Below are 23,207 nucleotides of genomic sequence, written 5' to 3'. Positions count from 1 at the left end.
CAAGGTGTAAGAAAACATAGAGCGGTTTAGGCTTGTCAAAAGACCTATGTTTATATGCTAAGTCGCCAAATTTAAAAATATGGCTTTTAAAAGAAGAAAAATTAAAAACAAAATATAAAAATTTAACTCGTGTTAAATCCGAAAAGTTAGCATCTTTTAAAATACTAATTTTCATACATATGGCTGTTACAACAGATTTGAGAGAAACTTTAGAACATATCAAAAAACCGTCAACTGAATTGATTGATAAATATATTAAACTATTCAATAATGATTTGGGGTATAAATGCACAGATGATGCGATTAACAAACTTTTCTCTGTATTTCCCAATAACAATGAGGTTGAGTATATTCTTCTAAAAATTAGTGTGATTAATGATTTGTATAGCACAAACATTTTCGCAACTTTCAAAATGGCCGAACATATCCAAAAATTAGATATTGACAGAATGCTGAGAGTTGGAAACCTTGACGTTGTGAGCCAAATAGCAACGGGACATGGCATTAGAAGAAAGAAAACAAACACCGAACTGAATCTATACTCATTTGCAACAAAATATTGTAGTAAGCACAATCAAGATATCTATGCGATTTATGATAGCTTCGTTGAAAAAATACTTATCGCTTTTAAAAGAAAATTCAAGTTCTCTGATTTTAAACGAACCGATTTAAAAGACTTTAGGAAATTTAAAAGAATTTTAGACGAATTTATAAAACACTTTGATTTGCAAAATCATAGTCTAAGAGAAATTGACAATTTTTTGTGGATTTATGGTAAAGAGAAGTTTCCACCAAGTTATGCAAGATTAAACACTCAAAATAAATGACAACAACATCAATTAAATCACAAATTACCTTACATATCAAAAAATCAATGGGTTCAAATAATCCACGATTCAATGGATGGTATGTTGGAATTACAAACAGTACGGAAAGAAGAAAAGCCGAACATAGAATAAACACTTTAGAAATTAAGTTCTGGAAAACCTTCGAAGCGGAATCTATGAAAAACGCAAACGAAGTTGAATCTTATTTCAGCAAAAAAGGAACTTCAAACAGAGCATCGGCCAATGGAGCTATAAAGAGTTCAAAATTTGTTTATGTTTTCAAAAAGCCAGTTTCAAAACCGACTGGACTAAATGGACCTTTTACAGAAAAAAACTTGATCGACAAACTATTCGAATAAATAAAGTGAGGTAACAACACTTGTGCGATATTGCGGAGTTTTGGTAGATCAAAAGGTCATTGCCTATTCGACTTTAGAATGGGAAATTAAAACGAAAAGTAAATGTTGTAAGTAAATTGACATACATATTGGTGGTGTGTTTCTACAAAGGAGTTATACATATAGGTAGGGGCTCAGGGTATTCAAAAATTAATAATTAATGAAATATGAAAAAATCAATTGAAGATTCAGTTTAAAAATGAGATTAGAGAGGATAATTTTAGTAATAATAATTCATTTTTTTAATGAATAGAATATTAGAAATAGAGAATTACATTAATAAGTTTGTTAATTCTAGAAAATCAAATTTTAGAATTTTTTTAGATGATGTAGAAAAATTTCGACAGCATTCTTCTGGGATATATCGCTTAAAAAGAGGAGATGAATTATTGGGGATGCTCTACAGGATAGATAATGCCTTTGATATTTTGCAAGGTTCTTTGATTCCCGAAAATTTCATTTCACCAAATGAACTATTTAATTACTTAGCTGATTTAAAAAAGGATATTTTAAATTTTTCAGAAACTATTATCGAGAACTATGAATATGTTAAGGTTATCAAAATTCATGAATTCGAAAATAGGGAAATAGAAAAAGTATTTAAAGCACTAGAAGTAATGATTGATTATGTGTGCGATATTTATGACATTAACAATGACATACTTCCAATACATAGGTTAAAGAAATCTCTGATCCATGAAGAATTGGATGATTTTGTAGAAATAGTTAATGGGCTTTTGGCAAACATCTCATATTTAATTTCAAAAAATAAAGAAGGGTATTTACACTCTAACATTATTTTACTTTTTAAACTTCTTGGGTTCGATGTGGTTTCAGAAGATTCAACGAATCTAGGTCGAATTGATGTGACGATTAAATTTAGTAATATAATTTATATTATAGAGTTTAAACGTAGAGGTGAACCTTGTGAAGCAATAAAACAAATAAAGCAACAAAAATATTATGAGAAATTTGAAGATGAACAGAAAAAAATAATTTTGGTAGGAATAATCTTCGACGGTAAAAATAGAAGAATCGAAAAATTTCTAAAAGAAAATCTAAAGTCAAAATGATATATAAATTCACTCACTTTTTTTCGTTTTCCTATCCGGTAATTGTTGACGTCGAATGCCTTAAAAGAATCGAGTTTTTTGAACTAGATGGTTTTAAATTTAAATTACATCCTCCATACAGAACTTATCCCTATAATTATGATTTTACCCCTTTACCATTGAACTATAAATTACCATCTGGGAAAGAAATCAATCTGGGTGAATGTGATAGAGCAGCCATTTATCCCGTATTCAATAAAGCTGAAGGCACTATCTTAGGGTATACACTTCAGAAAAGACATTCTTATGAACTTAAAGATCACGGGAAAATCTCATTTCCAAATATGAAATACCCTGACAAACTTCCAAAGTATTATCCAATGGATACCATTAGGATAGACGCCGATGACGATTTTGATAAGTATTCCCCAAGATTTACTCAAGACTTTATTAATCATCTTAGAGTATTTTCTGGACAGTGGTGGTTAGGTCAAAGTAATTTAAGTGCTAATGGTTTTAATATAAAAGGTGAGCTAAACAACACAGGGTATATCTTTAACTCTCAATACCTAACGCCATTATACCCTATAATGAGAGGTGACAAAGGTAAACCTATCGATTCAGATATATGGAACAAATCTATTAACGCTTTAATCAATAAAGAAGATCCAGATGTTGTCATTACCTTAATTCTAAATGCTAGGTTTCATTCATCTAGAAATGATTTTAGAAACGTAGTTCTTGATTTATCACATGCTTTAGATATCTCATTCAATAAACTTTGTCTAGATTATTGGGTTTCTCAAGGTAGAAAAGAGGACAAATTTGAGAGGTATTTGTTTGTTAAATATTACCGAAAGGATAAAAAAGGAAAAATCTATTATACTCATATCCCAAATCTTTTAGATGAATTTATTTTTGAAGTTTTTCAACGAAGTTATAAGAAAGAGTATCCCAAAGAGCATAAGCTATTAATAAGTTTTTGGAATGAGAGACGTAATCCAATATCTCACGGAAAATCGATTAAAATAGTTGAAGCTAGAGAAGCTTTAGAATTAGTTGAATTAATTGAAGTTACAGTTGAGTGGATAAATTCATTGTCTTGTAACCTTCCTACACTGCCACGAGCGTCTCACTAGTAGTAATATAAGGCAATGACAACATACAACAAATACAGCCATAAGTAAGGAAACTATAGCCGTCTTAATCTTATTATTACTCCTATTTGTAAATCTGAACTTAATAATAATTATTTATCGAATTTAGAGGTGTCCTAAAATGGGGAAGGTTACAATTGTACAAGCTTATCAAAGAATTTAAGGAAATATAAAGTTGGAATATCTATTTATTTATTAAAAACATCGAGTGTCTGACATCACGCCAGTACTTCAGAAATCCCCGTGTACTAGTCAAAATTTTCTAAGGTATGATTCCCTTTGGCAGTCAGGTGCTCGAATGTTTTTATGGATAAATAATGGCATTGTATGGTCCTAGATTACAGGTTAATAAAATAAAAAGAGATATGAGTTTCAGTGTTCAAGAACAAAGAGTATTACAAAATGTAGTCAGGCAGTTTGACGGAATGGCAAAGATAGAGGTATTAGATATTTTGTATAAAATCGAAACATTGTTAATAGACTTTAGTAGTCCCTTACATTTTGATAAGATTAGGGCAGATATAGAAAAGTCTTTGATCAAAATAGAATTTTCAGAAGGACGTAATCGTGGAGACTGTAGCTTAGAAGATTCATGTCAATTTATGAGTATATATGTAGCGAGCTCTTTATTTCCAGAGTCTATTGTTAAGGAAAGTTTATACTTTGTTGTTAATGGACAGTATGAATTAATTGCTTTCAATAACAGAAATGTCGAAGAAAGTTTTGCTAATATGCATTTGACCTCAATTATACATGAGTTTCTAAAAAACAATAATGTTACCAAAAGAAACCCTTTAACCAAACGATTACTACTTCTGGAACTATTAGATCAAGTGACTATTAGAGCGGATATATGAAATAGGATATCTGTTTTTACACCTAGATTTTATAATCAATGCTTAAATAAAATTCAAAAAAAAATAACATTCTGTTGTAACAAATCTAACACAACAGACATAAACATATAGTGCTGTTTTTTTGAATGTAAGGAATTTTAATACATGCACTTTTTTAGAAAAATATTTCAGAGTTTCAAAAAATGAAACAACTCTGTTTTAACATTGTAATGGAATTACGAGGAATACATTTTTAACCTTTTAAAACGAAAACAAATGAAAAAATCAAACGTATTGGGCTTATTTGTGCTAGCGCTGTTATTATTTCCGGTAGTATGCCAGTCTCAAACCACCGTACTATCTTATAGCTATGATACAGCAGGGAATCAGCATATGTGGAGTCTAAGTGAAGAAGAAGAGGAAGAAGAGGAAGAAGAAGAGGAAGAAGAGGAAATACCCATTGAAGAAATTATTGCCGAAAAGTTTGTGGTACATCCGAACCCGACAGATGGAATGGTAATGATAGAGTGGCTTCCAGAAATGACCCAATACGTTGAAGAGATTAAAATATACAATATGAGTTATAATAGCATAAGAACTGTTCGTGATATTGAGGATAATTGGGCTTTTGCGGATATTACAGGCAAAACACCGGGGCTTTATATTGTGATTATTTGGTTGTCTCATGAAGAAGTAACTTCTGTAGAAAAGAAAATTTTATTGATGTACTAGCACTTCTTTTTAAATGTGCTTCCTATAGAGGAAAACAACACTCACCATTTATTTTTTAAAACTTAGATAAAATGAAAATCAATTATATATATATACTCATTATTACCCTCTTTGTAAAGGGTACAAGTTTATTTGCACAAGACCAAATTGATCTCAACCCTGTAGATGATTTTACTTATGAAGAAATCGATACAAAAACAGATGAAACAACAACAACCTTAATAGAGTCGACTGTTCAAAACTCAACCGAAACTGCTATAAAGGCTAGTAGCTCTGGCATTGGTGAAACAGAAGGCGCCCTATCGGTTTCGCTTACAGGTGGAGCTACTTACACAGTGCCTATAGCGGTACCACCCGGTATTGTGGGGGTCGAACCTAATTTAGCCCTTGTATATAATAGCCAAGCAGGAAATGGCACCGCTGGTTGGGGATGGAATGTCTCAGGAGCCTCTACTATAAAGCGAATCCCCCTAACCGAATACCATGACGGGGATATTGATGGGGTTGATTTTGATAGTACCGATAGATTTGCATTAGATGGGCAACGTCTCATTTTAAAAAGTGGCGTCTATGGGACTGATGGTGCAGAATATCAAACGGAGCAGTATTCTAATCTAAAAATCACATCGTATGGACAGTCTCCTATGGGAGCTTCTTCTGGACCCGCATATTTTGAGGTAAAATACCCAGATGGTTCTAGTGCATTATATGGAAGAACAACAGAGTCTCGATCTAGATTAGAATATGCTATAACATATCGACAAAATCCACAAGGAATTCGCATCTCATATAGTTATTCTACCAATGGAAACACATTATATCTTAAAAGTGTAAAATATGGGGCGAGAAATACAGGAACTCCGATAAACGAGGTTAATTTTAGCTATACGAATAGAGCAAGAGCCGAAAAATCATATGTAGGAGGCTATCCTTTTACTAGAAGTCTACTACTTAATAAGATTCAAGTAAAGGGAAATGGTACAGCATATCGCAATTATGAATTAAATCATCAACAAAATGCGTTAGATTATCAAACGTTAACTAGTATTCAGGAAAAAACAGGAGATAATACTTTAGCGCATAGCCCAATTAATTTTACTTATCAAGGGAGTACCTCTTCATTAACTCATTCATTAATCACTTCTGATCTTGCCGTCGCCAATATCGAACAGCGAAATTCCTCTACTGTTACATTGGATTTGACAGGAGATGGTAAGATGGATTTTTTGGTATATCCTAATACCAAAGATAAATTTTGGATTTTTAAAGATCAGGATTATAGTAGGGCGTATCAGGTAAATTCAGGTACTTTTGAAGATATTTTACCCAGTACCTTTTTAAATCATCAAAACAAGATTATACCCGGAACGGGATTAACTGTAATACATCATACAGAAAATAACAAAGTAGAATTTAAAGCCTACTCCGAAGATCCTTACAGTTTAACTCAGTTATATTACGATTATAAAAAAACATGGAGTCCACCGACCTATATTACAGATCTGTCCTGTACCAATGAGAATCAAGAGACTATTGTGCCACAAGAATATCTATCGGGAGATTTTAACGGAGATGGGTTAACCGATATTGTGGCAGTTTCCAAAAAGTATGAAACTAAGAGCTGTGCAGCGGTAATTTTCAATTGTAAATGCCAAACCACAAGTACAAATGATACATCAAGATTGTACTTTATTGACATGGATCGTAGAAAAACCTCTGGATACGTTACTGATTATGGTCCACTGCGGGATTCCTACGAAGATGGGGATCGATTAGTTGCCTCTGACTTTAATGGAGATGGTAAAACGGATATCATACATTTCACTTCGGGAGCGGTTTATGTTTACTCTTTGCATAACAACAGTAATATTATACAACTAATGACAACATTAGTTGACTCTAGAATTAGTAATGATAAACCAAAACTGGTAGGAGACTATAATGGAGATGGCAAAGCAGATTTTATAGTACCCCAAACAAATGGATTAGAAACATTTTATTTGTTTACCTCTAAGGGCACCTCTTTTACTGCAACTACAGGAAGTTCTCCGATCTCTTTTTATGAGACATATTCTGTTGGCGATACAGCCCATGCATATAATTATATTCCTGTTGATATGGATGGGGATGGAAAAACAGATATAGTAAAACATTATGCCAAAACATATAACAGTTCTAGCGGTTTACAACGAGTGAGAGTATATCATAATTTAGGGAATTCTTCAGGGAGTGATAGTATTAATTTTGAATTGGCAGGTGATATTACCATACAAGGCAATGTAGAGCATTATCCCGTTCCCATATTTTTACCCTCTGATCAGCCTAACTTTAATTTTGAGTTTGCAACAATAAGCAATAAGAAGGTCCATTCATTTAGATATAACTGGGACAATAAAGAAGCGACTGCTTTGGGTAGTATTTCTAGCAATGGAGTGAATTATAAGATCAATTATAATAATCTGGATACAGCCAATAACACCTATGCCTCAGAAGTCAGCCAGATATATCCATATGTAGATATTTTTACATCGCCCTCGACCAAATTGGTAAGTAGTATAGAGCGACAAGTAGCAAACACCCCCACCATAAAACAGGATTTCTATTACAAAGGGGCTGTTTCTCATCTTACTGGACTTGGGTTTCGTGGATTTCGCTATCAAAGTCGCAGTAATTGGCATACTGATAACAGTGATCGCATATATACCAATACTACCCACGATATTGAGTTGAGGGGAGCGGTGATAGACAAATACCAAACTCCCTATACACAACGTTTTGGGATGATCCCCTCTGATTATATCTACCATATCAAGAATGATTATGAGCGTAGTATAGCATCGAACAAGGTTTTTAAATTGAAGCTAACTACAACAACAGATCAAAATAGACTGTTAGGCACTGCCAATACAACGAGCTACCAATATAATACCTATAACAACATTTCTACCAAAACAATCAATTATTCAGGTCATGGGAGTGTTGTTACTAATTTTTCTTATACTAATTCCTTGTCTAACAGTGATTACTATATTGGTAGACTGGCATCTACAATTGTAACCTCTACCATTGACGGTGATAAGTTCACGACCACAGAAAAATACAAATATACCAACGGACTAGTAACCAGTGTAGAAGATATTGGAAACGGTACAGCATCTAATTTTGAAACTTTTGAATATGATGCCTTTGGTAATATTGTTAAAACGACGAGTACTCCCAATGGAGAAACAAGTAGAACCTCCTCTGCCAAATACGATTCTAGCGGTCGTTTTATGATTGAGTCTACCGATATAGAAGGATTAACCACCTCTTTTACCTATAATATGAGTACGGGAATGTTGTTAACGGCTACAAACCCTTTTGATCAGACCACTAGCTACACCTATGATAAATGGAATCGTGTAGCGACAATAACGGATTTTTTGGGTAACGTAGATAAAACTACGTACACAGAATCAAGCAATCAATATGTAATAACCAACATATATAGTGATGGTGCAAGTACTGAGACGAAATTTGATCAATTGCACCGCAAAGTATATGATAGCCAAAAGAGCCTAAATGGTAATTGGGTGCGCGTTAGTTATGAGTATGACAAATTTGATCGTATAGCACAACAAAGTGAACCGCATTTTGGTAATGCTCCTACACAATGGAATACGACGCTATATGATTTTTATGGTAGAGTAAGTTCACAACAACTATATACGGGCAAAAACATATCCTATAGCTATAACAATCTGATCACTACAGTAAACGATGGAACCAAAACTGTAAGTACTACCAAAGATGCTATGGGTAATGTTATCAAGACTGATGATCCGGGAGGCCCAATTTACTTTACTTACTACGGTAATGGAGCTTTAGAATCTTCGAATTATAGAGGTAGACTTCAAAAAATTGAGCAAGATGGTTGGGGGCGTAAAACTAAACTTACTGACCCATCTGCCGGAGAATATACCTATACTTATAATGGATACGGAGAAGTGATTGAAGAAACCACACCAAAAGGGAGTACCACGTATACCTATCTACCAACAGGAAGGGTGTCACAATCCATTATGAAAGGTGATCTCACCAATATGACGACAAGCTATACATATGACTCAGCTACAAAACAATTAACTACAGTAAGTGCGGTTGATGCTTTTAATAGTAGTACATATATGTATACGTATGCCTATGATAGTTATTTGCGACCAAGTCTAATAACAGAAAATGCCAACGGTGCTATATATTCTAAAGCCCTTACATATGACACCTATTCTAGACTAAAATCTGAGATGTATACGGCTCAAGTTGATGGGATCACAAGTACGAGTGATATGGCATATTCCTATGATGGCTTTGGCAACTTAATTCAGTCTAGTGATTCTAAAATTACTACGATGACTGCTCGGGGGCAAGTAACCAAAATGATACTAGGAGATAGTGAGTATGTTCATACAAAATCATATGATCCATACGGGTACCTACAATCCGAAGCTGTAGGAGTTAATGGTAATGATGAGTACGATATCACGAATGATTATCAATTTAATACAGTACGTGGTACACTAACAAGTCGAAAAAGAACTTCGCAACTATCTAGCGAAGGGTTGACCCATAATTATGAAGAAACCTTTAGCTATGATAACCTAGATAGACTGACTGCTATCGATGGTCCTCACTCAGAAACTAAAACGTATGAAGAAGCAGGGCGAATTATGAGTAACTCTAACATTGGGGATTATTTGTATAAGACCGGAGATCCTAATTTTCAGCTTCAGAACATCACCCTAAATGCTAATGGCGAGGAACATTTTAGGAATAGAGCAATGCAGGAAATCACATACAATATGTTCAAAAATCCTGTAGACATTAATGAACCCGGAAAAGGCAGGGTAAGCTTTGCCTATGGTCCTATGGGTAATAGAGTTGATGCTTGGTATGGAGGCGAAGAATCCGAAAAGACGGAGCGACGATATCATAAACGCTATTCGACTATTATCCCTGCCGAAGTGATACAAGACACCGAGGATAATAGCTATAAAGTTGTTTTTTATAGAGGTGGTGATGCCTATAGTGCACCATTTGCAAAAATCGAAACATTTAAGAATAACCAGAGTGAAAGTGATCAGCTTTTCTATCTGCAACGTGATTATCTAGGTTCTATAGAAAATATCATGTTGAAGAGTGATACTAGCGAAGGAGAGCAGTATACCTTGGTAGAAAGCCGTCGTTTTGGAGCATGGGGAACCATAGACTCCTTCTGGTCTAAGGATGAAGATAATACCTTTAGTTATGCAACCGCAATCTTAGATAGAGGATACACCGGACATGAGCATTTCTTTGATATTGATTTGATCCATATGAACGGTAGAATGTATGACCCACATTTAGCAAGGTTTTTATCACCAGATAATTATATACAAAGCCCATATAACAGTCAAAACTATAACCGATATAGTTATGTATTAAATAACCCATTGATGTATAATGACCCTAGTGGAGAACTTTTGGTTGAAGCAGGATTAGGAGCTTACTTTCTAGCAGGGGCTATTATGGGTGGATCAGTTCTTTCTGGGAATTGGGATAACTGGGGTATTGGTGATTTCTTTGATGGATTATTTGGTGGTGGTAAAAGTAGTGAACCACAGGTCATAAAAAGCTCACAAAATTATGCCAGTGCCGACCCTATGATTGCACCCAACCCGGGGATTGGATCGATTTTTACAAATGATTCTCTAAATTGGGAAGGGTTTGCTCGAGGTGTATGGGATTCTTTAAGTTTTAGATATTCGGGAGGTATTGGTACAGTAGGTCTTGAAGCTAAAGCAACTAAATATTTTCAGTTCAAGTTAGGCGCTGAAATTATAAAGTTTGATTATTATACCGGTAGAGATCGAGTAAAATTAGGTATAGGTAACCTAAAGGCAAACTTTCAATTTGGAGAAAAGAAAGATGGTTTGTTAAACCTCGATGCTTCTATTTCAGCAGCAGGACTAAGGTATAATAATGTGTTGACAAATTTAATGGAGTTAGAATCCCCAGATTTTGAAAGATTTGAATTTTTGAAAGGAAAGGCGTTTTTAACAGGGGGTATTTATAATGAGCGTTTTATGGTTGGAGGAGAAGGTACTGTATTAAGAAATTCTGCAAAAAATGGATGGTCCGCTTGGGACGGGAGACCAATTCTAGGTTTTGCATATAAAGACACTGGAGGGGTTCCAGATTTGTTTGATGAAACTGATATCGCTTTGGGTCTTAAAACTCCTATTGGTAAATTCGCAGTTGGATTGAATTTTCTTAAATTTGAAAAAGCTTGGCACACATTAATGAATAAATAATTTTTTAAAAATCTCGTTTTGAGCAGTTTTATTGTAATAACAATTTTATCATGTTCAAAACGAGATAATATTCCTAAATTGTGAATACACTGAAAATAAATACAGGATGGATAACAATAAAATTAAAAGATTAGTCGCAACTATTATAGATTTACACGTTTATGTATTAATCATCGGAGTTTATGCACTATTCATGAATGGTTTAGATATATATAATGAAAATGGTGTTTCAATTGATCCAAGGGTCGGCTTCGGTGTTTTTTATGGATACTATATTTTGTCAGAATTCTTTTTTAAAACCACACTAGGCAAAAAAGTGTTTAAAATTAAGGTTAACTACGGTAAAAAGAACTTAAAAGGTTTTATCAAAGTAGTTTTGAGAAATTTTTTGAATTTATTTGAATTATTAATTCCTTTCCTCTATTTGATTCCTGTTCTAATTTGGAATAAAAAAACAGGAGAATTGATTAGTAAAACTGACTTGGCGTATGAATAAATTTACTTTTTCTGAGAAAGCTTATTTTATTCATGAAAAATATCAATTTATCCTGAATGAAGAAATTTCATCTGTAATAGTGAAAAAAAAAACTTTCTCACTTAGAGAAGAAATTAACATTTTCATTAATGGGAAAAAGAATACCATTAAGAATACGAAGAATGGTTTATCTGAAGCTAAATATCAAGGTGCTTTTGGGAATGAAGAAGTTGATATCACAATAAAGTCCAAAGAGATAAATATTAATTATAAAGGTATTGTTTTTGATTTTATATATCAGGAAGATTTGATCACAGGTGTCTTCATTGACGAAAAAAATATTGGTATTATTAGACAAAGGTCATTCACAAAATTTGGGTTAGAAAATTACTTTGGATTAGTAGATAACAGTGTAGCTACTAGGGTTTTATTAGTATTCCTTGTTTTGTTTAATATACGATATGCTGAAGATAATAGTCTTATGCATAAATACCTAGGATTCAAAGGGCTAGACTCTAGGCTAAAATGCAGTCCAGAACTAGAGCTAGAACTAAAATCATTAATGAAAGAAATTAAGAATTAGGTTTTAGAATCAGGCATGTTTGATTTATAAAACCTCTATTTAACTATGAAACTAGTAGAATTAATAGACTATTTTAGAAACGATAATTCTTTTGAGAGTTTTTGTGAGATGAAATCTCTTGATGTAGATTCTGAGGTTATTGAAGTTTATATGGAGAAACCTTTTGATTTAAGTAACGACTTGGTTTTTTTTGAAATAGAGAAAACCGAAGGAAATATTGAGTATATCTATAATAGCACAAAGTTTTTTAACCTATTTGATTTTTATTACTTTTTAGATGTTATGGAAAAGAATCAAATAATGCGGATAATAAATCATTAACAAATACAGAGATAGCAGAAAAATTATTGAACTACGCAATTCATGATGCATAGTTTATAAAAATTCTCATCAGATGTTTAAAAAATAAAAAGCAGTTACGGGTTTATTCCTGTAACTGCTTTTATTTTGATATGTTATAGATTAAATGAAAGGAAGCATAATAATTGCGTTTTCATCTAAGCTATAAACTCTAATCTTAAATATTTTTAGAAGTAAAATCGAGCAACTTTTGGGCAATTTTTTATTTTTAAATTTTTGAGAACATGTTGTAAAACAAGAAAACCTACTGAAAATCAGTAGGTTTTTTCTTGTGAGCCCGATAGGATTCGAACCTATGACCGCCTCCTTAGAAGGGAGGTGCTCTATCCAGCTGAGCTACGAGCCCGTAGCAATAAAAAAGTCGGGGTGGCAGGATTCGAACCTGCGACCTCCGCGTCCCAAACGCGGCGCGATAACCGGGCTACGCTACACCCCGATAACAGCAAATGCTGAAATCTAAATAATTACTTTTTTCTAAAAAAAAGCGGAGAGACGGGGATTCGAACCCCGGCAACACTTACGCGTTGACAGATTAGCAATCTGCTCCATTACCACTCTGGCACCTCTCCTAAATTAAATCAGAACGTCGCATTTAGTATTTCAAATGCGGATGCAAATGTAGCTCTTATGTCACTACAATGCAACATTTTTTTTGTATAATTTTATATTTGATTTATATGTATTTTTAAAATGCTGTAAATCAGTTTTTTTTATAAATAAAAAAAAGGAACAACTTTTGATTATCTGAGAAAGATAGACCTTAATTACTTCTTTTATATATTTGTATACGAATGACCTAATTATGTTATATTGACCCATAAAATAAGATCTCTATGAATAAAAGATGCCTATTGATGATTGTACTGCTCATTTGCTGTAGTACTTCTACATTTGCTCAAAAACCAATTCTTCTTGAAGATTTCACTTTTAAAATAGGTGAGAAGTATAAGAGAATCCGTAACCTTAACAATTACCAAATTGCATCTGGTAATAGATTAGTATCTATTAAGAAAACTAGAAGTGGGATGGTCATACAAAGATATTCTCTAGATGATCTTAAAGAAGATGTTAAAAAGAGACAAACGGTAGAGGATAAAGGGAGTTTTGAAACGGTGATGAAACTGGGAGGCAAAGCAGTATCCTTTTATTCAATTAACGATAGAGCATATGCCCAGAAAATTTCGCTCACGGGTACTGTTATCGAGAAACCTATCCAATTGGTTAATGACAAAGAAAATATAGATAATGATTTCGGATTTAAAAGCACCTATGGGTTTGATGCTGGTGGTCGGATCAATAAATTTGCATTCAAAAAATCTCCTGATGGTAAACAATTACTTGTATTGCATCGTGTTAAAACTGGGGCTGATAAACCTGATAAGATAGGTATATCGGTATATAGTGATGCGCTCAATCTGTTATGGAAAAGAAAAGTAACACTGCCGTATCCGTCTAATAAAATTCAGTATGAAGATTTTATAATAGGTAATGACGGTAATTTTTATATGACTGCTTCTGTTTTTAATGCAGAGTCAAAAGATAAAAATAAGTTAGACGAAATGTATCGCACAGAAGTCTTTAGAATAACTAATAAAGATAAAGGGGTAGGAGTAATAAAAAGTAAGATTGATATCAATGGTAAAGTAATTACAGAATCTGTTATAGGAACAGATGCTTCAGGAAAAGTACGTGTTTCTGGATATTATGCCGAGTCAGATAACAAATTAGAAACATCTGGAGTGTATTCGGCTATTTTAACAGATAAAGGGATTATTGGTACGATCTTAAAAAGTGATATTCCTCAAGAAAAAATAGAGGAGTTGGCTGTAAAAAGACAAACTCGAATTGATGAAGGTACCCAGAAAGAAAAGGACCTAAAAGACCTTGAGAAATTAAGAATAAATGATGTTGTTTTTAACACAGACGGAAGCTCTATTTTATTTGGTGAGCAACGTTATGTAGAGTCATTTACGGCTTCAAGCTCTTCTGGTTCGCGAACTACCTATGATTATTTTTATAGAGATATTTTTGTTTTTAAGTTATCTGCAAATGGTGCTTTAGAATGGATGCATAAACTACCAAAATACCAAAGAGGGGTGGTAGGAAAAAGAAGTATGTCGTATCTTAATTTTAAAAATGCAGGTAAGCATTATTTGTTTTTTATCGATGATTTTACAAACCTAAAGAGGTCATTTGATGAGACACCTGCGAAGTATTTTGATGGTAAAAAAGAGTTTATTTACCTTACTTCTTATGTTATAGATGATACCACAGGAGAGGTAACCAAAGAAGCCATTCTTACCGGAAGCGATATACGTAACTGTCGTCTAGATGTGATTGGACTTACAAAAGCGGCTACCTTGCCTAATAAAGATATTGTATTAGAAGCTTTTGATGGTAAAAAGAATAATCTTTTGCTTAAAATTTCGTTGGCAAAATAGTGTATGAATTATTTTTGATTTTGCGATTTAAAAAGTAGTGAAGAATAGGGTGTTTTGTTTTAACAAATTTTAACGTGAGAAAGACAGGAAAAAATCTGAAATTGGCAGCGTTACTGATTTTAGTTCTAAGTGATAATTCATAGACTTCAGTTCATAAAGATTAAGTTAAGACAAATAATCAATATCTAATAGAATAGTAATGAAGATTTTATTTTTGGTGATTGCCTTATTCTATGTACCTCTTGATGAGGTTACAATAGTCGAGATACGTAATTCATATAAAATTTGTAACGAATCCAAGGAGAATGCAGAAGCGTTTTATGAATTGACAGAGAAAGCCTTAGAGAAAGAAGGAGCAATTTACAAGGGATATCACGGCGCTGCATTGGCTCTAAAGGCTTCATTTTCATGGAACCCCATAAGTAAACTTTCATATTTTAATAAAGGAAGAAAATTGATAGATACCGCAATTCAATTTGACCCTGAAGATATAGAGCTTAGACTAATTCGGTTAAGTATACAATCCAATGTACCCAAAATTGTTGGGTATTATCACAATATTGAAGAAGATAGAAACTTTATCGTAGCAAATATAGACAAGGTCGAAGATGCAGAGCTAAAACTGTATATAGAAAACTTTATGGCTTATTCTGACGTGTTTATTCAGTAAACGAAGGGCTAGTTCGTTACCTTAGGGTTTATTTTTTGACAATGAAGTACTATTTTTTTATTTGCACTGTTGGTTGTAAAGAATAGGTAAACATCCCCGCCATCCTTTATCTTTAATTTTTTTCTTAGCACGGCTACTGTCTCAGGAAAGTTACGAGTGGTAATATTGGCTTTATTGATACCTAGAGAAGCTATTGTTTTTTTTTGGTACGGATAAGTAGTAATGATTTCAAAACTTCTGCCAGGGAAATCTATAAAAGAATCAGAGGTATATAAATGAGAATGTGCATGAAGTTTTTCGAGCTTATATGCCTTCGAGATACTTAGGAAGCCACCGCTTTTTAGAATTGCAGAATTGGGTTCGTAGAGATATTTTTTTGGCATTCCCAAAGAGAGTGACTCATTAGGTTCTTGGTTGCGCATAAAAGAAAATTCTTGAGATTTTTCTTTTAAGATGTTGATAGTGTGAATTCGAATATCATCATTGTTTAGATTTTTATCAAGAATCCACAATAATTCTTTAACCTCGTTCTGTACAGCAACTACATGAATTTCTTTGATATTACGTAATACTTTACAGCCACTATGAATGTCTAGTAGCGGAGAAGTTTTGATTAATATTTGATTGGTTTTGCCAAAAAAAGAGGCAAGATGCACAGGTACATTAGGAATACAATCCTCAAGAAAGAACACTTTTCCTTTTTGATCATTCCTTCTAGAAGGGTCTATATATATCCAATCAACCGAATTTTGATTTTCTAAAATTGTAAGACCGTCACCTTGTTTTGTATCTATGTTTTTACTGTCTAAAATGCCAAAATTATGCGCTGCGATTGTACTTAATTCGTTGTTCAATTCGCAATGGATAACAGTACCTATTTTTTTTGAAAAGTAATAGTCATCGATCCCGAAACCACCTGTAAGATCAATGAGTGTATCTCCTTGCACAAGAAGACTCTTGTATAAGGCCGTAATTTCTGAAGAAGTTTGTTCTAGGTTAAGTGTAGGGGGGTAGTATATTCCTTTTTTCGAATACCAGGCAGGGAGTTTTGTTTTGGCTTTGCGTCTTCCTAAAATTTGTTGTGCTAATTCTTGAGACGTAATGCCTTCAAAAGGACTTTTACTTAGGATAATTGTATTTATGTCTGTTTGATTATCTGATTTTTTAATGATAAAATCCTGAACGTCTGTATGTAATATTTTGGTATTCAATGATTTTTTTGGTGTTTGATGTTTGGGGTGTCTGTAGTATTTAGAGATCTTTGGTGAGTTTTTTTACGATTTTATATTCTGATAAAAACTCTTGTGCTATCACTTTGATAGCTGTATAAGAAGGAACGGCAACAATAAGTCCTCCTATGCCGAACAGCAATCCAAAAATTAGAATGGCAAGAAAGATTTCTAATGGATGAGATTTTACACTATTACCAAAAATTAGCGGTTGATTAAGGAAGTTATCGATCAACTGAATAATTAGGTACCCAATAAGAATATATGTTAATTTCGGTAAAATTACAGCCTGAAAATCAAACCCGAGATTACTTGTTGTTGCAAGTATAAGCACTAAAATTCCACCAAATAGAGGACCCACATAGGGTATCAGGTTAAAAATTGCTGCGATCAGTGCCACAGCAATGGCATTGTTTACACCGAAGATGAGTAAAAGTATTGTATACAAGGTGAATAGGATAATGACTTGTAATAATAAGCCCACAAAATAGCGAGAAAGTAAGTCTTTAATTTTTGTGAATGCTCGCATAAATTTGTTTTCATCCTCTTTTTTTGCAAAAACCAATAAGCTATTTTCTAGAAGTAGGCTATCTTTTAGTAAGAAAAAAGAAATAAATAAAACAGAGAATAATCCTATCAAAACCGCGCCAAAACCACTCAAAAAGGAATTGATAGCATTAGGAATAACTTTTAGATCAAAAAATTGCATAAGATCTGTTTGTTTCAAAAGAGAGACAACATTCAGCTTATCTACATTAAGATAATTAGTTACCTCTTCATTTAATCTATCTAGGTCATCACTAAGCTCATTAATGTTAATTTCGCCTATAAGTTGTCCTTGTTCACTAACAATTGGTATAAACAACATAAAAATGCTTAAAAATAAACCGATGGTAATAAACAGTGTTGTAATCACCGCTACCGTATTATTGAATTTTAGTTTTCTTTTTAGGAAAAGGACAAATGGCCGCCCCATTAGCGAAATAACACTGGCAAATGCAATATATACCAGTACAGACTGTATTTTGTAAAAGAACCATAACAAGGCGAGAATACCAATAATAACTGCTACGGCTCTTAGGATACCGAAGGAAATTGTTTTTGAGTTCATAGTAATGTCTTTTTATGAATCTAAAAATAAATAAATCTGATAGCGTGGTAAATATAGGAAGAACGTAATTGATCTTTTAGTAAAATAAGAACCAAATTATACATGCTATTATTTCGTGATAAGATGATTAGCATATTGAGAAGTGATTTCATAAAGAGCAATTGCCGTCGCCGTCGCCACATTCATACTGCTGTTTTTGCCAAACATATTGATATGTAAATGTTGTTTTGACAATTCTAGGATTTGATCAGAAACTCCTGAATTTTCTTCCCCTATGACTAATGCAATTTTTTCTTTAGGATTAAGTACATATTCTGAGGTAGGAATGCTGGTATCGGTGATCTCTAACGCCAGAATTGTATACCCTTCAGATTTTAATTGTGCTATCGCTATACTACTATCATCAACTTGGTGGTAGACCATGTTTTTTTCGGTTGCGCGCGCTGTTCGTTGCATGCGTTTACTAATAACCGTAATATCCTCTCCACAAAAATAAATTTGTTTGATACCAAAACTATCCGCGATTCTAAAAAGGCTTCCGATATTGGCAGGTGAGTTTACCCGATCACAAACAAGCGTTATAGGAAACTGTTTTTTTATAAACTCGGTATTTTGATGATGTAATTGTTCTGCCATTAATTCTCAAAAGCATATTTGATAATATTTGCACCCATTTTAAGTGCTATAAGTCGAATGTCCTCAGGATCATTATGCACTTCTGGGTTTTCCCACCCATCGCCCAAATCACTTTCGAAGGTAAAAAGCAAAATCACTCGGTTTTCGTGAATGATACCAAGGGCTTGAGGACGTTTGCCATCATGTTCGTGTATTTTGGGTAATCCTTTAGGAAACTGATAAGAAGAAGAAAAAATGGGGTGTGTACTGGGGAGTTCTACCAATTCTTTATCAGGAAAAACTTTGATCAATTCTTTGCGAATATAGGGCTCCATACCATAATTATCATCAATATGTAAGAACCCACCACTAAGCAAATAATTTTGTAAATTTTGAGCATCTTGATCAGTAAAAAAAACATTACCATGCCCAGTCATGTGTACATATGGGTATTGAAATATATCGATACTCTCAGGTTTTACTGTTTTGGGTTTCCTACTAATAGAGGTATTGATGTTCTGATTGCAAAACTGAATAAGATTAGGGATAGCCGTTGGATTACTGTACCAATCACCACCACCTTTGTATTGTAAAATGGCAATATCCTGTCCATGTATTGTTATGGTAATCAAAAAAAACAGTAGCACTTGTGTAAGCTTACCCATAATAATCGTCTAAAAAATAAAGCCTAAAAGTACTAAAATTATGAAGATGATCCGTTGGTTTCTGCTGCTAATACTGCTAACTTTTTATACAAAAGTATTTGCCCAGAAGGATGCTGTCTCTTTGGTGGTATTAGAATTATTTACTTCGCAGGGGTGCAGTAGCTGTCCTGCAGCAGATATATTACTAAATGATATAAGTAAAGAATATCGTGATCAAAATGTATATGTGCTTTCTTATCATGTTGATTATTGGAATCGCCTGGGGTGGAAGGACCCATTTAGTGCTCCAAAATTTAGTGAGTATCAAAGAGCATACGCAATACAATTTGAGAGTGAATCAATCTATACACCGCAATTGGTAATTAATGGCAATATGCATGTAGTAGGGTCGAATAGGGCTAAAGTTAAAGCCGGAATACAAAAAAATGCACAACCAAGAATTACGGATACAATTAAACTTATAGCTATTGATAAAGAAGAAGCTACTTATAAAATACAATATGAAACTGAGGGGCGTGTGAGCTTTGATCGAATTACCTGGGTTCTTACTGTAGCAGAACGAAGTACTGAAGTATCAAGAGGAGAGAATAGAGGTCGCAGTTTAAGAAACAACCATATTGTTGTCAATAGGGCAGTGTCATATGCACGTTCAGGAGAATTGGTAATAGCTATACCGGATTGGGTAAAGCGTGACGATCGTCTTTCTGTATTTGGTTACACGCAGGATCAAAGATTACAAGTAACAGGAGCGGTTCAAAAAACAATCTAGGTTACTTTATATGATATTGATTGGTATTAAATAAATACGTCACAAAAGAGGATTAGTAGAATCATATTCGATTGTAAATGATTGTAATTACAAAGTGCTTATATTTGGTTGTTAGCACTAATTGCGACAAACAATATGGAAAAAGTCTTTTACGCGATTATCCTACTATTTACAACCAACCATATTGTGGGTCAGGGTTTGGATGATTCGATACTTCTAAAGTCAGCTGTTCTACAAGACCAGCGAGAAATCAAAATTTTCTTACCAAGCAGTTATGAAGATGGCTCAAAAACCTATCCAGTAGTTTATGTTTTAGATGCACAACGTTACTTTTTAAATGGAGTTGTATTTCAGCAAAATCTTACTTGGCAGGAAATTGCACCAGAATTTATTGTGGTTGGCATTAGTACAGACCCAATTAAAAGACGAAATTTATTCTATAAGGAATCCAGCAAATTCATTCGGTTTTTGGAAAAGGAACTTATTCCTAAGATTGAAACCGAATACAGAACAACCAATGAACGAATTTATTTTGGTTGGGAAATGGCAGGAGGACTTGGTGTTCAGATTCTTGCTGATAAAACCGACCTATTTCAAGGCTATCTTTTGTCAAGTCCAACACATATTTCTAAATACCGTCTAAAATCGGTAAGTGAAATGTTAGAAAACAGCCCTAAACAGCAATTAGCAGTTTATTCAGTACTAGGAACTGTTGAAAATTGGGCCATAGAATCAATGTTCTCGCTAGATTCTATTTTTCAAAAGCATCCAACTGAAAACATACAATGGAAATACAATCTTTCTGACAATGAGAATCACTATACTACGCCACTTACAACAATAAACGAGGGTCTGAAACTATTTTTTAACGATTATGGACCTATTCGATTTTTCTCAGTAAATGAATTTGAAGAGTTCGGTGGAATTGCAAAATTGAAAGAACATTATGCAAACAGAGCAGACAGATATGAAATATCAAATGATATTCACAATGACACAAAACATTATCTTTTAGTACAGACTCATAATGAAAATAACTTCAACCTTTTTGATGCTATCATAAGAGAGTTCGATGGAAAAAGTTTCATTAAGGACTACTACAGACAACCTAGATGGTTCAAAAGATTTTATGGCTTTTACTTTGATAATAACAAAATAGAAGATGCACTTGAAATTCTGAATTTAGGTCTTGATAAATTTCCTAATGCTTCAATGCTACACTTTGAAAAGGCAAATCATTACAGGGCTCTTGGGAATGTTCAAGAATCTGAACTTTGGTATAAAAAGACCATCAAGATTGCTAAAAACCAAAATGAGTCAGAACTAGAAGATTATATCTCAAAATGGAAGAAAAACAACTAGTGCTAACACGGTGTATAAAACATAGCTAATAAAGGCTAAACCGAAAGGTTTGTGCATATTTAGAAAGTCCGCCAAGTTTTTAATTTGGCTTTAAAACTGAGAAGTTAAATCAAAATATAAAAAATTGGCTCTGTGTTAATCCGAAAAATTAGCGTCTTTTGTACGCTACGTTCCATACACAAGTCCGTTAGCAGTTATTAGAGAAAAACTATATGACAAATCTTGAAATAATTAGGAAACTCAAAGAATCCACTTTTACAGATGAAGATGGAGACAAGTATCAACTTGAATTTCAAGACGGATTGACCGATTCAGAAATTGATCGATTAAAGGAACAATTTCCAAGTAAAAATATTGACCCTGAAATAATTGAGATACTAAAAGAGACTAAAGGTTGGGACGGCTATGGACCTGAAATGGTTTATTTCGATTCCATTGGCCAATTCGGATTTTGGGAATTATCTGCAAATTCTCTAACTCTTGGACACGATGGATTTGGAAACCACTGGATTCTAGATTTGGGCGAAGACGGAAAAGCTAATAGAGTATTTTTTGCTTGTCATGATCCAGCAGTATTTGTAGTTCATTCACAAAACCTAAATGAATATTTAAGTCATCTTTTGGAATTTTACGAAAGCCCAGACAAATGTCACTTGAATGAAATACATGATAAAACAGTGATGACCATTTGGAGTGAAAACAGATTATGTATATCCAAGACTGAATTTGAAAGTCGAAATCCTGAATTTAAAGACTTCCTTAATAAATTTGACGGAGACGAATGGACTATCGCTGATATACGAGAAGGAAAAAACAAAGATGGTTTTGCTTGGGGAAAGTTTGGTGTAAATCAATTTACAGAAAGACATCCAACCGAATTAGTTTGGGTAATTAAGAATAAGAAAAAAGGAATCTTATCCAGACTATTCGGAAAATAAAAATAACAAACCGCTAACAATTTGTATAGTTCATATGCTCCCTACGGGAAGCAAACCGCAACATACAAGTGACGTAATACAACATAAAATACTTCAAAATGAATAGAATATTGATTTCATTTGTGTTTATACTCTTCTCATCAAATATCTATTCTCAAGATAATTATTTGAAATTACCAAGAACAGAAACTAATTGTCCCACAATTATCATCGAAAAAGATATTATTGCGAATGAAAATGCAATCGGAACAACAAAAGAATTGATTACCGAAATAAGTGTTTTGAAGGATAAACCAAATCGGAAAGACCACAAATTCTTTAATCTTACTGAAAATGGAATTGTCTTTGTCAGTTTAAAGAAAAAAATCGCTTATAAGAAACAATCTGAACTAAATGACTTTTTCGGAATTGAGAAAAATAACGAAGTTTATATAAATGGCTACTTAATAGAAAGTTCTGATTATAAAATTGCAACTGAAAGTATTATAGAAGTTGAATTAGTTGAACCTAATTCTGAAAATAAATTAAAAAGCAAAACAATTAACATCTGGACTTTAACAAAAGAAGAACGGACAAATGGTTGCGAAAAACAGAACGTAAATTAAAAAGGGGGGTACAACACTATACATATGCCATAACAGCTAAGTAATGAAGCTAA

Annotated in this window: 20 protein-coding genes and 3 tRNA genes; 16 read left to right on the top strand and 7 right to left on the bottom strand. The window is 33.4% G+C overall.

What is annotated here, in order from left to right; translation table 11 throughout:
* Positions 1-32 precede the first annotated feature (32 nt).
* The 10 genes from DZ60_RS0116690 (at position 33) to DZ60_RS25440 (ending at position 12,710) form a co-directional block, all read left to right on the top strand.
* Positions 33-827 (top strand): hypothetical protein, encoded by a 795-nt coding sequence (locus DZ60_RS0116690; protein WP_051477675.1) that lies wholly within the window; start codon positions 33-35, stop codon positions 825-827.
* Positions 824-1,186, top strand: coding sequence for a hypothetical protein (locus tag DZ60_RS0116685; RefSeq protein ID WP_025743171.1), 363 nt, complete (start codon positions 824-826; stop codon positions 1,184-1,186). Before DZ60_RS0116690 ends, DZ60_RS0116685 begins: the two co-directional genes overlap by 4 nt.
* A gap of 284 nt (positions 1,187-1,470) precedes the next feature.
* The gene (locus DZ60_RS0116680) at positions 1,471-2,298 is read left to right on the top strand and encodes a PD-(D/E)XK nuclease domain-containing protein (RefSeq protein ID WP_025743170.1); all 828 of its coding nucleotides are present in this window, start codon (positions 1,471-1,473) and stop codon (positions 2,296-2,298) included.
* The gene (locus DZ60_RS0116675; RefSeq protein ID WP_025743169.1) at positions 2,295-3,416 is read left to right on the top strand and encodes a hypothetical protein; all 1,122 of its coding nucleotides are present in this window, start codon (positions 2,295-2,297) and stop codon (positions 3,414-3,416) included. Before DZ60_RS0116680 ends, DZ60_RS0116675 begins: the two co-directional genes overlap by 4 nt.
* Positions 3,417-3,799: 383 nt before the next feature.
* Complete coding sequence (locus tag DZ60_RS0116670) at positions 3,800-4,291, top strand: hypothetical protein (RefSeq protein ID WP_152537462.1); 492 nt, start codon at positions 3,800-3,802, stop codon at positions 4,289-4,291.
* A gap of 255 nt (positions 4,292-4,546) precedes the next feature.
* Positions 4,547-5,002 (top strand): hypothetical protein, encoded by a 456-nt coding sequence (locus DZ60_RS0116665; protein WP_025743167.1) that lies wholly within the window; start codon positions 4,547-4,549, stop codon positions 5,000-5,002.
* A gap of 71 nt (positions 5,003-5,073) precedes the next feature.
* Positions 5,074-11,331: an FG-GAP-like repeat-containing protein gene (locus tag DZ60_RS0116660; protein WP_025743166.1), complete on the top strand. Its 6,258-nt coding sequence runs from the start codon at positions 5,074-5,076 to the stop codon at positions 11,329-11,331.
* 106 nt (positions 11,332-11,437) lie between these two features.
* On the top strand, positions 11,438-11,827 hold the full coding sequence (locus DZ60_RS0116655) for an RDD family protein (protein WP_025743165.1): 390 nt from the start codon (positions 11,438-11,440) through the stop codon (positions 11,825-11,827).
* Positions 11,820-12,389, top strand: coding sequence for a hypothetical protein (locus tag DZ60_RS0116650; protein WP_025743164.1), 570 nt, complete (start codon positions 11,820-11,822; stop codon positions 12,387-12,389). The genes DZ60_RS0116655 and DZ60_RS0116650 overlap by 8 nt, the downstream gene beginning before the upstream one ends.
* Before the next feature lie 45 nt (positions 12,390-12,434).
* A complete protein-coding gene (locus tag DZ60_RS25440) occupies positions 12,435-12,710 on the top strand; it encodes a hypothetical protein (RefSeq protein ID WP_025743163.1) in 276 nt (91 codons plus the stop codon).
* A 311-nt stretch (positions 12,711-13,021) separates the two neighbouring features.
* On the opposite strand, the gene DZ60_RS0116640 is transcribed toward DZ60_RS25440, so the two are convergent.
* The 3 genes from DZ60_RS0116640 to DZ60_RS0116630 form a co-directional block, all read right to left on the bottom strand.
* A tRNA-Arg gene (locus DZ60_RS0116640) sits at positions 13,022-13,095 on the bottom strand.
* 15 nt (positions 13,096-13,110) lie between these two features.
* Positions 13,111-13,185: transfer RNA gene (locus DZ60_RS0116635), tRNA-Pro, on the bottom strand.
* A gap of 49 nt (positions 13,186-13,234) precedes the next feature.
* A tRNA-Ser gene (locus tag DZ60_RS0116630) sits at positions 13,235-13,318 on the bottom strand.
* Between the two features lie 264 nt (positions 13,319-13,582).
* On the opposite strand from DZ60_RS0116630, the gene DZ60_RS0116625 reads away from it, so the two are divergent.
* Both DZ60_RS0116625 and DZ60_RS0116620 read left to right on the top strand, forming a co-directional pair.
* Entirely contained in the window at positions 13,583-15,190 is a 1,608-nt protein-coding gene (locus tag DZ60_RS0116625; protein WP_152537461.1) for a hypothetical protein, read from the top strand.
* A 199-nt stretch (positions 15,191-15,389) separates the two neighbouring features.
* Complete coding sequence (locus DZ60_RS0116620; RefSeq protein ID WP_025743161.1) at positions 15,390-15,860, top strand: hypothetical protein; 471 nt, start codon at positions 15,390-15,392, stop codon at positions 15,858-15,860.
* Between the two features lie 8 nt (positions 15,861-15,868).
* Here DZ60_RS0116620 and DZ60_RS0116615 read toward each other — a convergent pair whose 3' ends face one another.
* The 4 genes from DZ60_RS0116615 to DZ60_RS0116600 form a co-directional block, all read right to left on the bottom strand.
* Positions 15,869-17,071, bottom strand: coding sequence for a THUMP-like domain-containing protein (locus tag DZ60_RS0116615; RefSeq protein WP_025743160.1), 1,203 nt, complete (start codon positions 17,069-17,071; stop codon positions 15,869-15,871).
* 40 nt (positions 17,072-17,111) lie between these two features.
* Positions 17,112-18,200 (bottom strand): AI-2E family transporter, encoded by a 1,089-nt coding sequence (locus DZ60_RS0116610; protein ID WP_025743159.1) that lies wholly within the window; start codon positions 18,198-18,200, stop codon positions 17,112-17,114.
* 108 nt (positions 18,201-18,308) lie between these two features.
* Positions 18,309-18,836: a TrmH family RNA methyltransferase gene (locus DZ60_RS0116605; RefSeq protein WP_025743158.1), complete on the bottom strand. Its 528-nt coding sequence runs from the start codon at positions 18,834-18,836 to the stop codon at positions 18,309-18,311.
* A complete protein-coding gene (locus tag DZ60_RS0116600) occupies positions 18,836-19,480 on the bottom strand; it encodes a DUF4159 domain-containing protein (protein ID WP_025743157.1) in 645 nt (214 codons plus the stop codon). The genes DZ60_RS0116605 and DZ60_RS0116600 overlap by 1 nt, the downstream gene beginning before the upstream one ends.
* A 40-nt stretch (positions 19,481-19,520) precedes the next feature.
* Between DZ60_RS0116600 and DZ60_RS0116595 the strand changes: the two genes are divergently transcribed.
* From DZ60_RS0116595 to DZ60_RS0116580, 4 genes are all read left to right on the top strand, one after another.
* Positions 19,521-20,249 (top strand): DUF1223 domain-containing protein, encoded by a 729-nt coding sequence (locus DZ60_RS0116595; protein ID WP_025743156.1) that lies wholly within the window; start codon positions 19,521-19,523, stop codon positions 20,247-20,249.
* A gap of 135 nt (positions 20,250-20,384) precedes the next feature.
* Positions 20,385-21,611, top strand: coding sequence for an alpha/beta hydrolase-fold protein (locus DZ60_RS0116590; RefSeq protein ID WP_025743155.1), 1,227 nt, complete (start codon positions 20,385-20,387; stop codon positions 21,609-21,611).
* Positions 21,612-21,823: 212 nt separating this feature from the next.
* A complete protein-coding gene (locus DZ60_RS0116585) occupies positions 21,824-22,549 on the top strand; it encodes an SMI1/KNR4 family protein (RefSeq protein WP_025743154.1) in 726 nt (241 codons plus the stop codon).
* A gap of 98 nt (positions 22,550-22,647) precedes the next feature.
* On the top strand, positions 22,648-23,154 hold the full coding sequence (locus tag DZ60_RS0116580) for a hypothetical protein (protein ID WP_025743153.1): 507 nt from the start codon (positions 22,648-22,650) through the stop codon (positions 23,152-23,154).
* Positions 23,155-23,207: the final 53 nt, after the last annotated feature.

The sequence above is a fragment of the Aquimarina pacifica genome (assembly GCF_000520955.1).
Lineage (GTDB): Bacteria > Bacteroidota > Bacteroidia > Flavobacteriales > Flavobacteriaceae > Aquimarina > Aquimarina pacifica.
Note: the sequence above shows the minus strand (reverse complement) of the source record. Positions and strands in the feature narration are given on the sequence as shown.

Bases quoted from the DNA above. Each gene is read 5' to 3' on its own strand.
- DZ60_RS0116610 (WP_025743159.1), bottom strand. From the start codon at position 18,200: ATGAACTCAAAAACAATTTCCTTCGGTATCCTAAGAGCCGTAGCAGTT.
- DZ60_RS25440 (WP_025743163.1), top strand. From the start codon at position 12,435: ATGAAACTAGTAGAATTAATAGACTATTTTAGAAACGATAATTCTTTT.
- DZ60_RS0116620 (WP_025743161.1), top strand. From the start codon at position 15,390: ATGAAGATTTTATTTTTGGTGATTGCCTTATTCTATGTACCTCTTGAT.
- DZ60_RS0116675 (WP_025743169.1), top strand. From the start codon at position 2,295: ATGATATATAAATTCACTCACTTTTTTTCGTTTTCCTATCCGGTAATT.
- DZ60_RS0116665 (WP_025743167.1), top strand. From the start codon at position 4,547: ATGAAAAAATCAAACGTATTGGGCTTATTTGTGCTAGCGCTGTTATTA.
- DZ60_RS0116670 (WP_152537462.1), top strand. From the start codon at position 3,800: ATGAGTTTCAGTGTTCAAGAACAAAGAGTATTACAAAATGTAGTCAGG.
- DZ60_RS0116585 (WP_025743154.1), top strand. From the start codon at position 21,824: ATGACAAATCTTGAAATAATTAGGAAACTCAAAGAATCCACTTTTACA.
- DZ60_RS0116685 (WP_025743171.1), top strand. From the start codon at position 824: ATGACAACAACATCAATTAAATCACAAATTACCTTACATATCAAAAAA.
- DZ60_RS0116605 (WP_025743158.1), bottom strand. From the start codon at position 18,836: ATGGCAGAACAATTACATCATCAAAATACCGAGTTTATAAAAAAACAG.
- DZ60_RS0116595 (WP_025743156.1), top strand. From the start codon at position 19,521: ATGAAGATGATCCGTTGGTTTCTGCTGCTAATACTGCTAACTTTTTAT.
- DZ60_RS0116655 (WP_025743165.1), top strand. From the start codon at position 11,438: ATGGATAACAATAAAATTAAAAGATTAGTCGCAACTATTATAGATTTA.
- DZ60_RS0116660 (WP_025743166.1), top strand. From the start codon at position 5,074: ATGAAAATCAATTATATATATATACTCATTATTACCCTCTTTGTAAAG.
- DZ60_RS0116590 (WP_025743155.1), top strand. From the start codon at position 20,385: ATGGAAAAAGTCTTTTACGCGATTATCCTACTATTTACAACCAACCAT.
- DZ60_RS0116625 (WP_152537461.1), top strand. From the start codon at position 13,583: ATGAATAAAAGATGCCTATTGATGATTGTACTGCTCATTTGCTGTAGT.
- DZ60_RS0116650 (WP_025743164.1), top strand. From the start codon at position 11,820: ATGAATAAATTTACTTTTTCTGAGAAAGCTTATTTTATTCATGAAAAA.
- DZ60_RS0116580 (WP_025743153.1), top strand. From the start codon at position 22,648: ATGAATAGAATATTGATTTCATTTGTGTTTATACTCTTCTCATCAAAT.
- DZ60_RS0116600 (WP_025743157.1), bottom strand. From the start codon at position 19,480: ATGGGTAAGCTTACACAAGTGCTACTGTTTTTTTTGATTACCATAACA.
- DZ60_RS0116680 (WP_025743170.1), top strand. From the start codon at position 1,471: ATGAATAGAATATTAGAAATAGAGAATTACATTAATAAGTTTGTTAAT.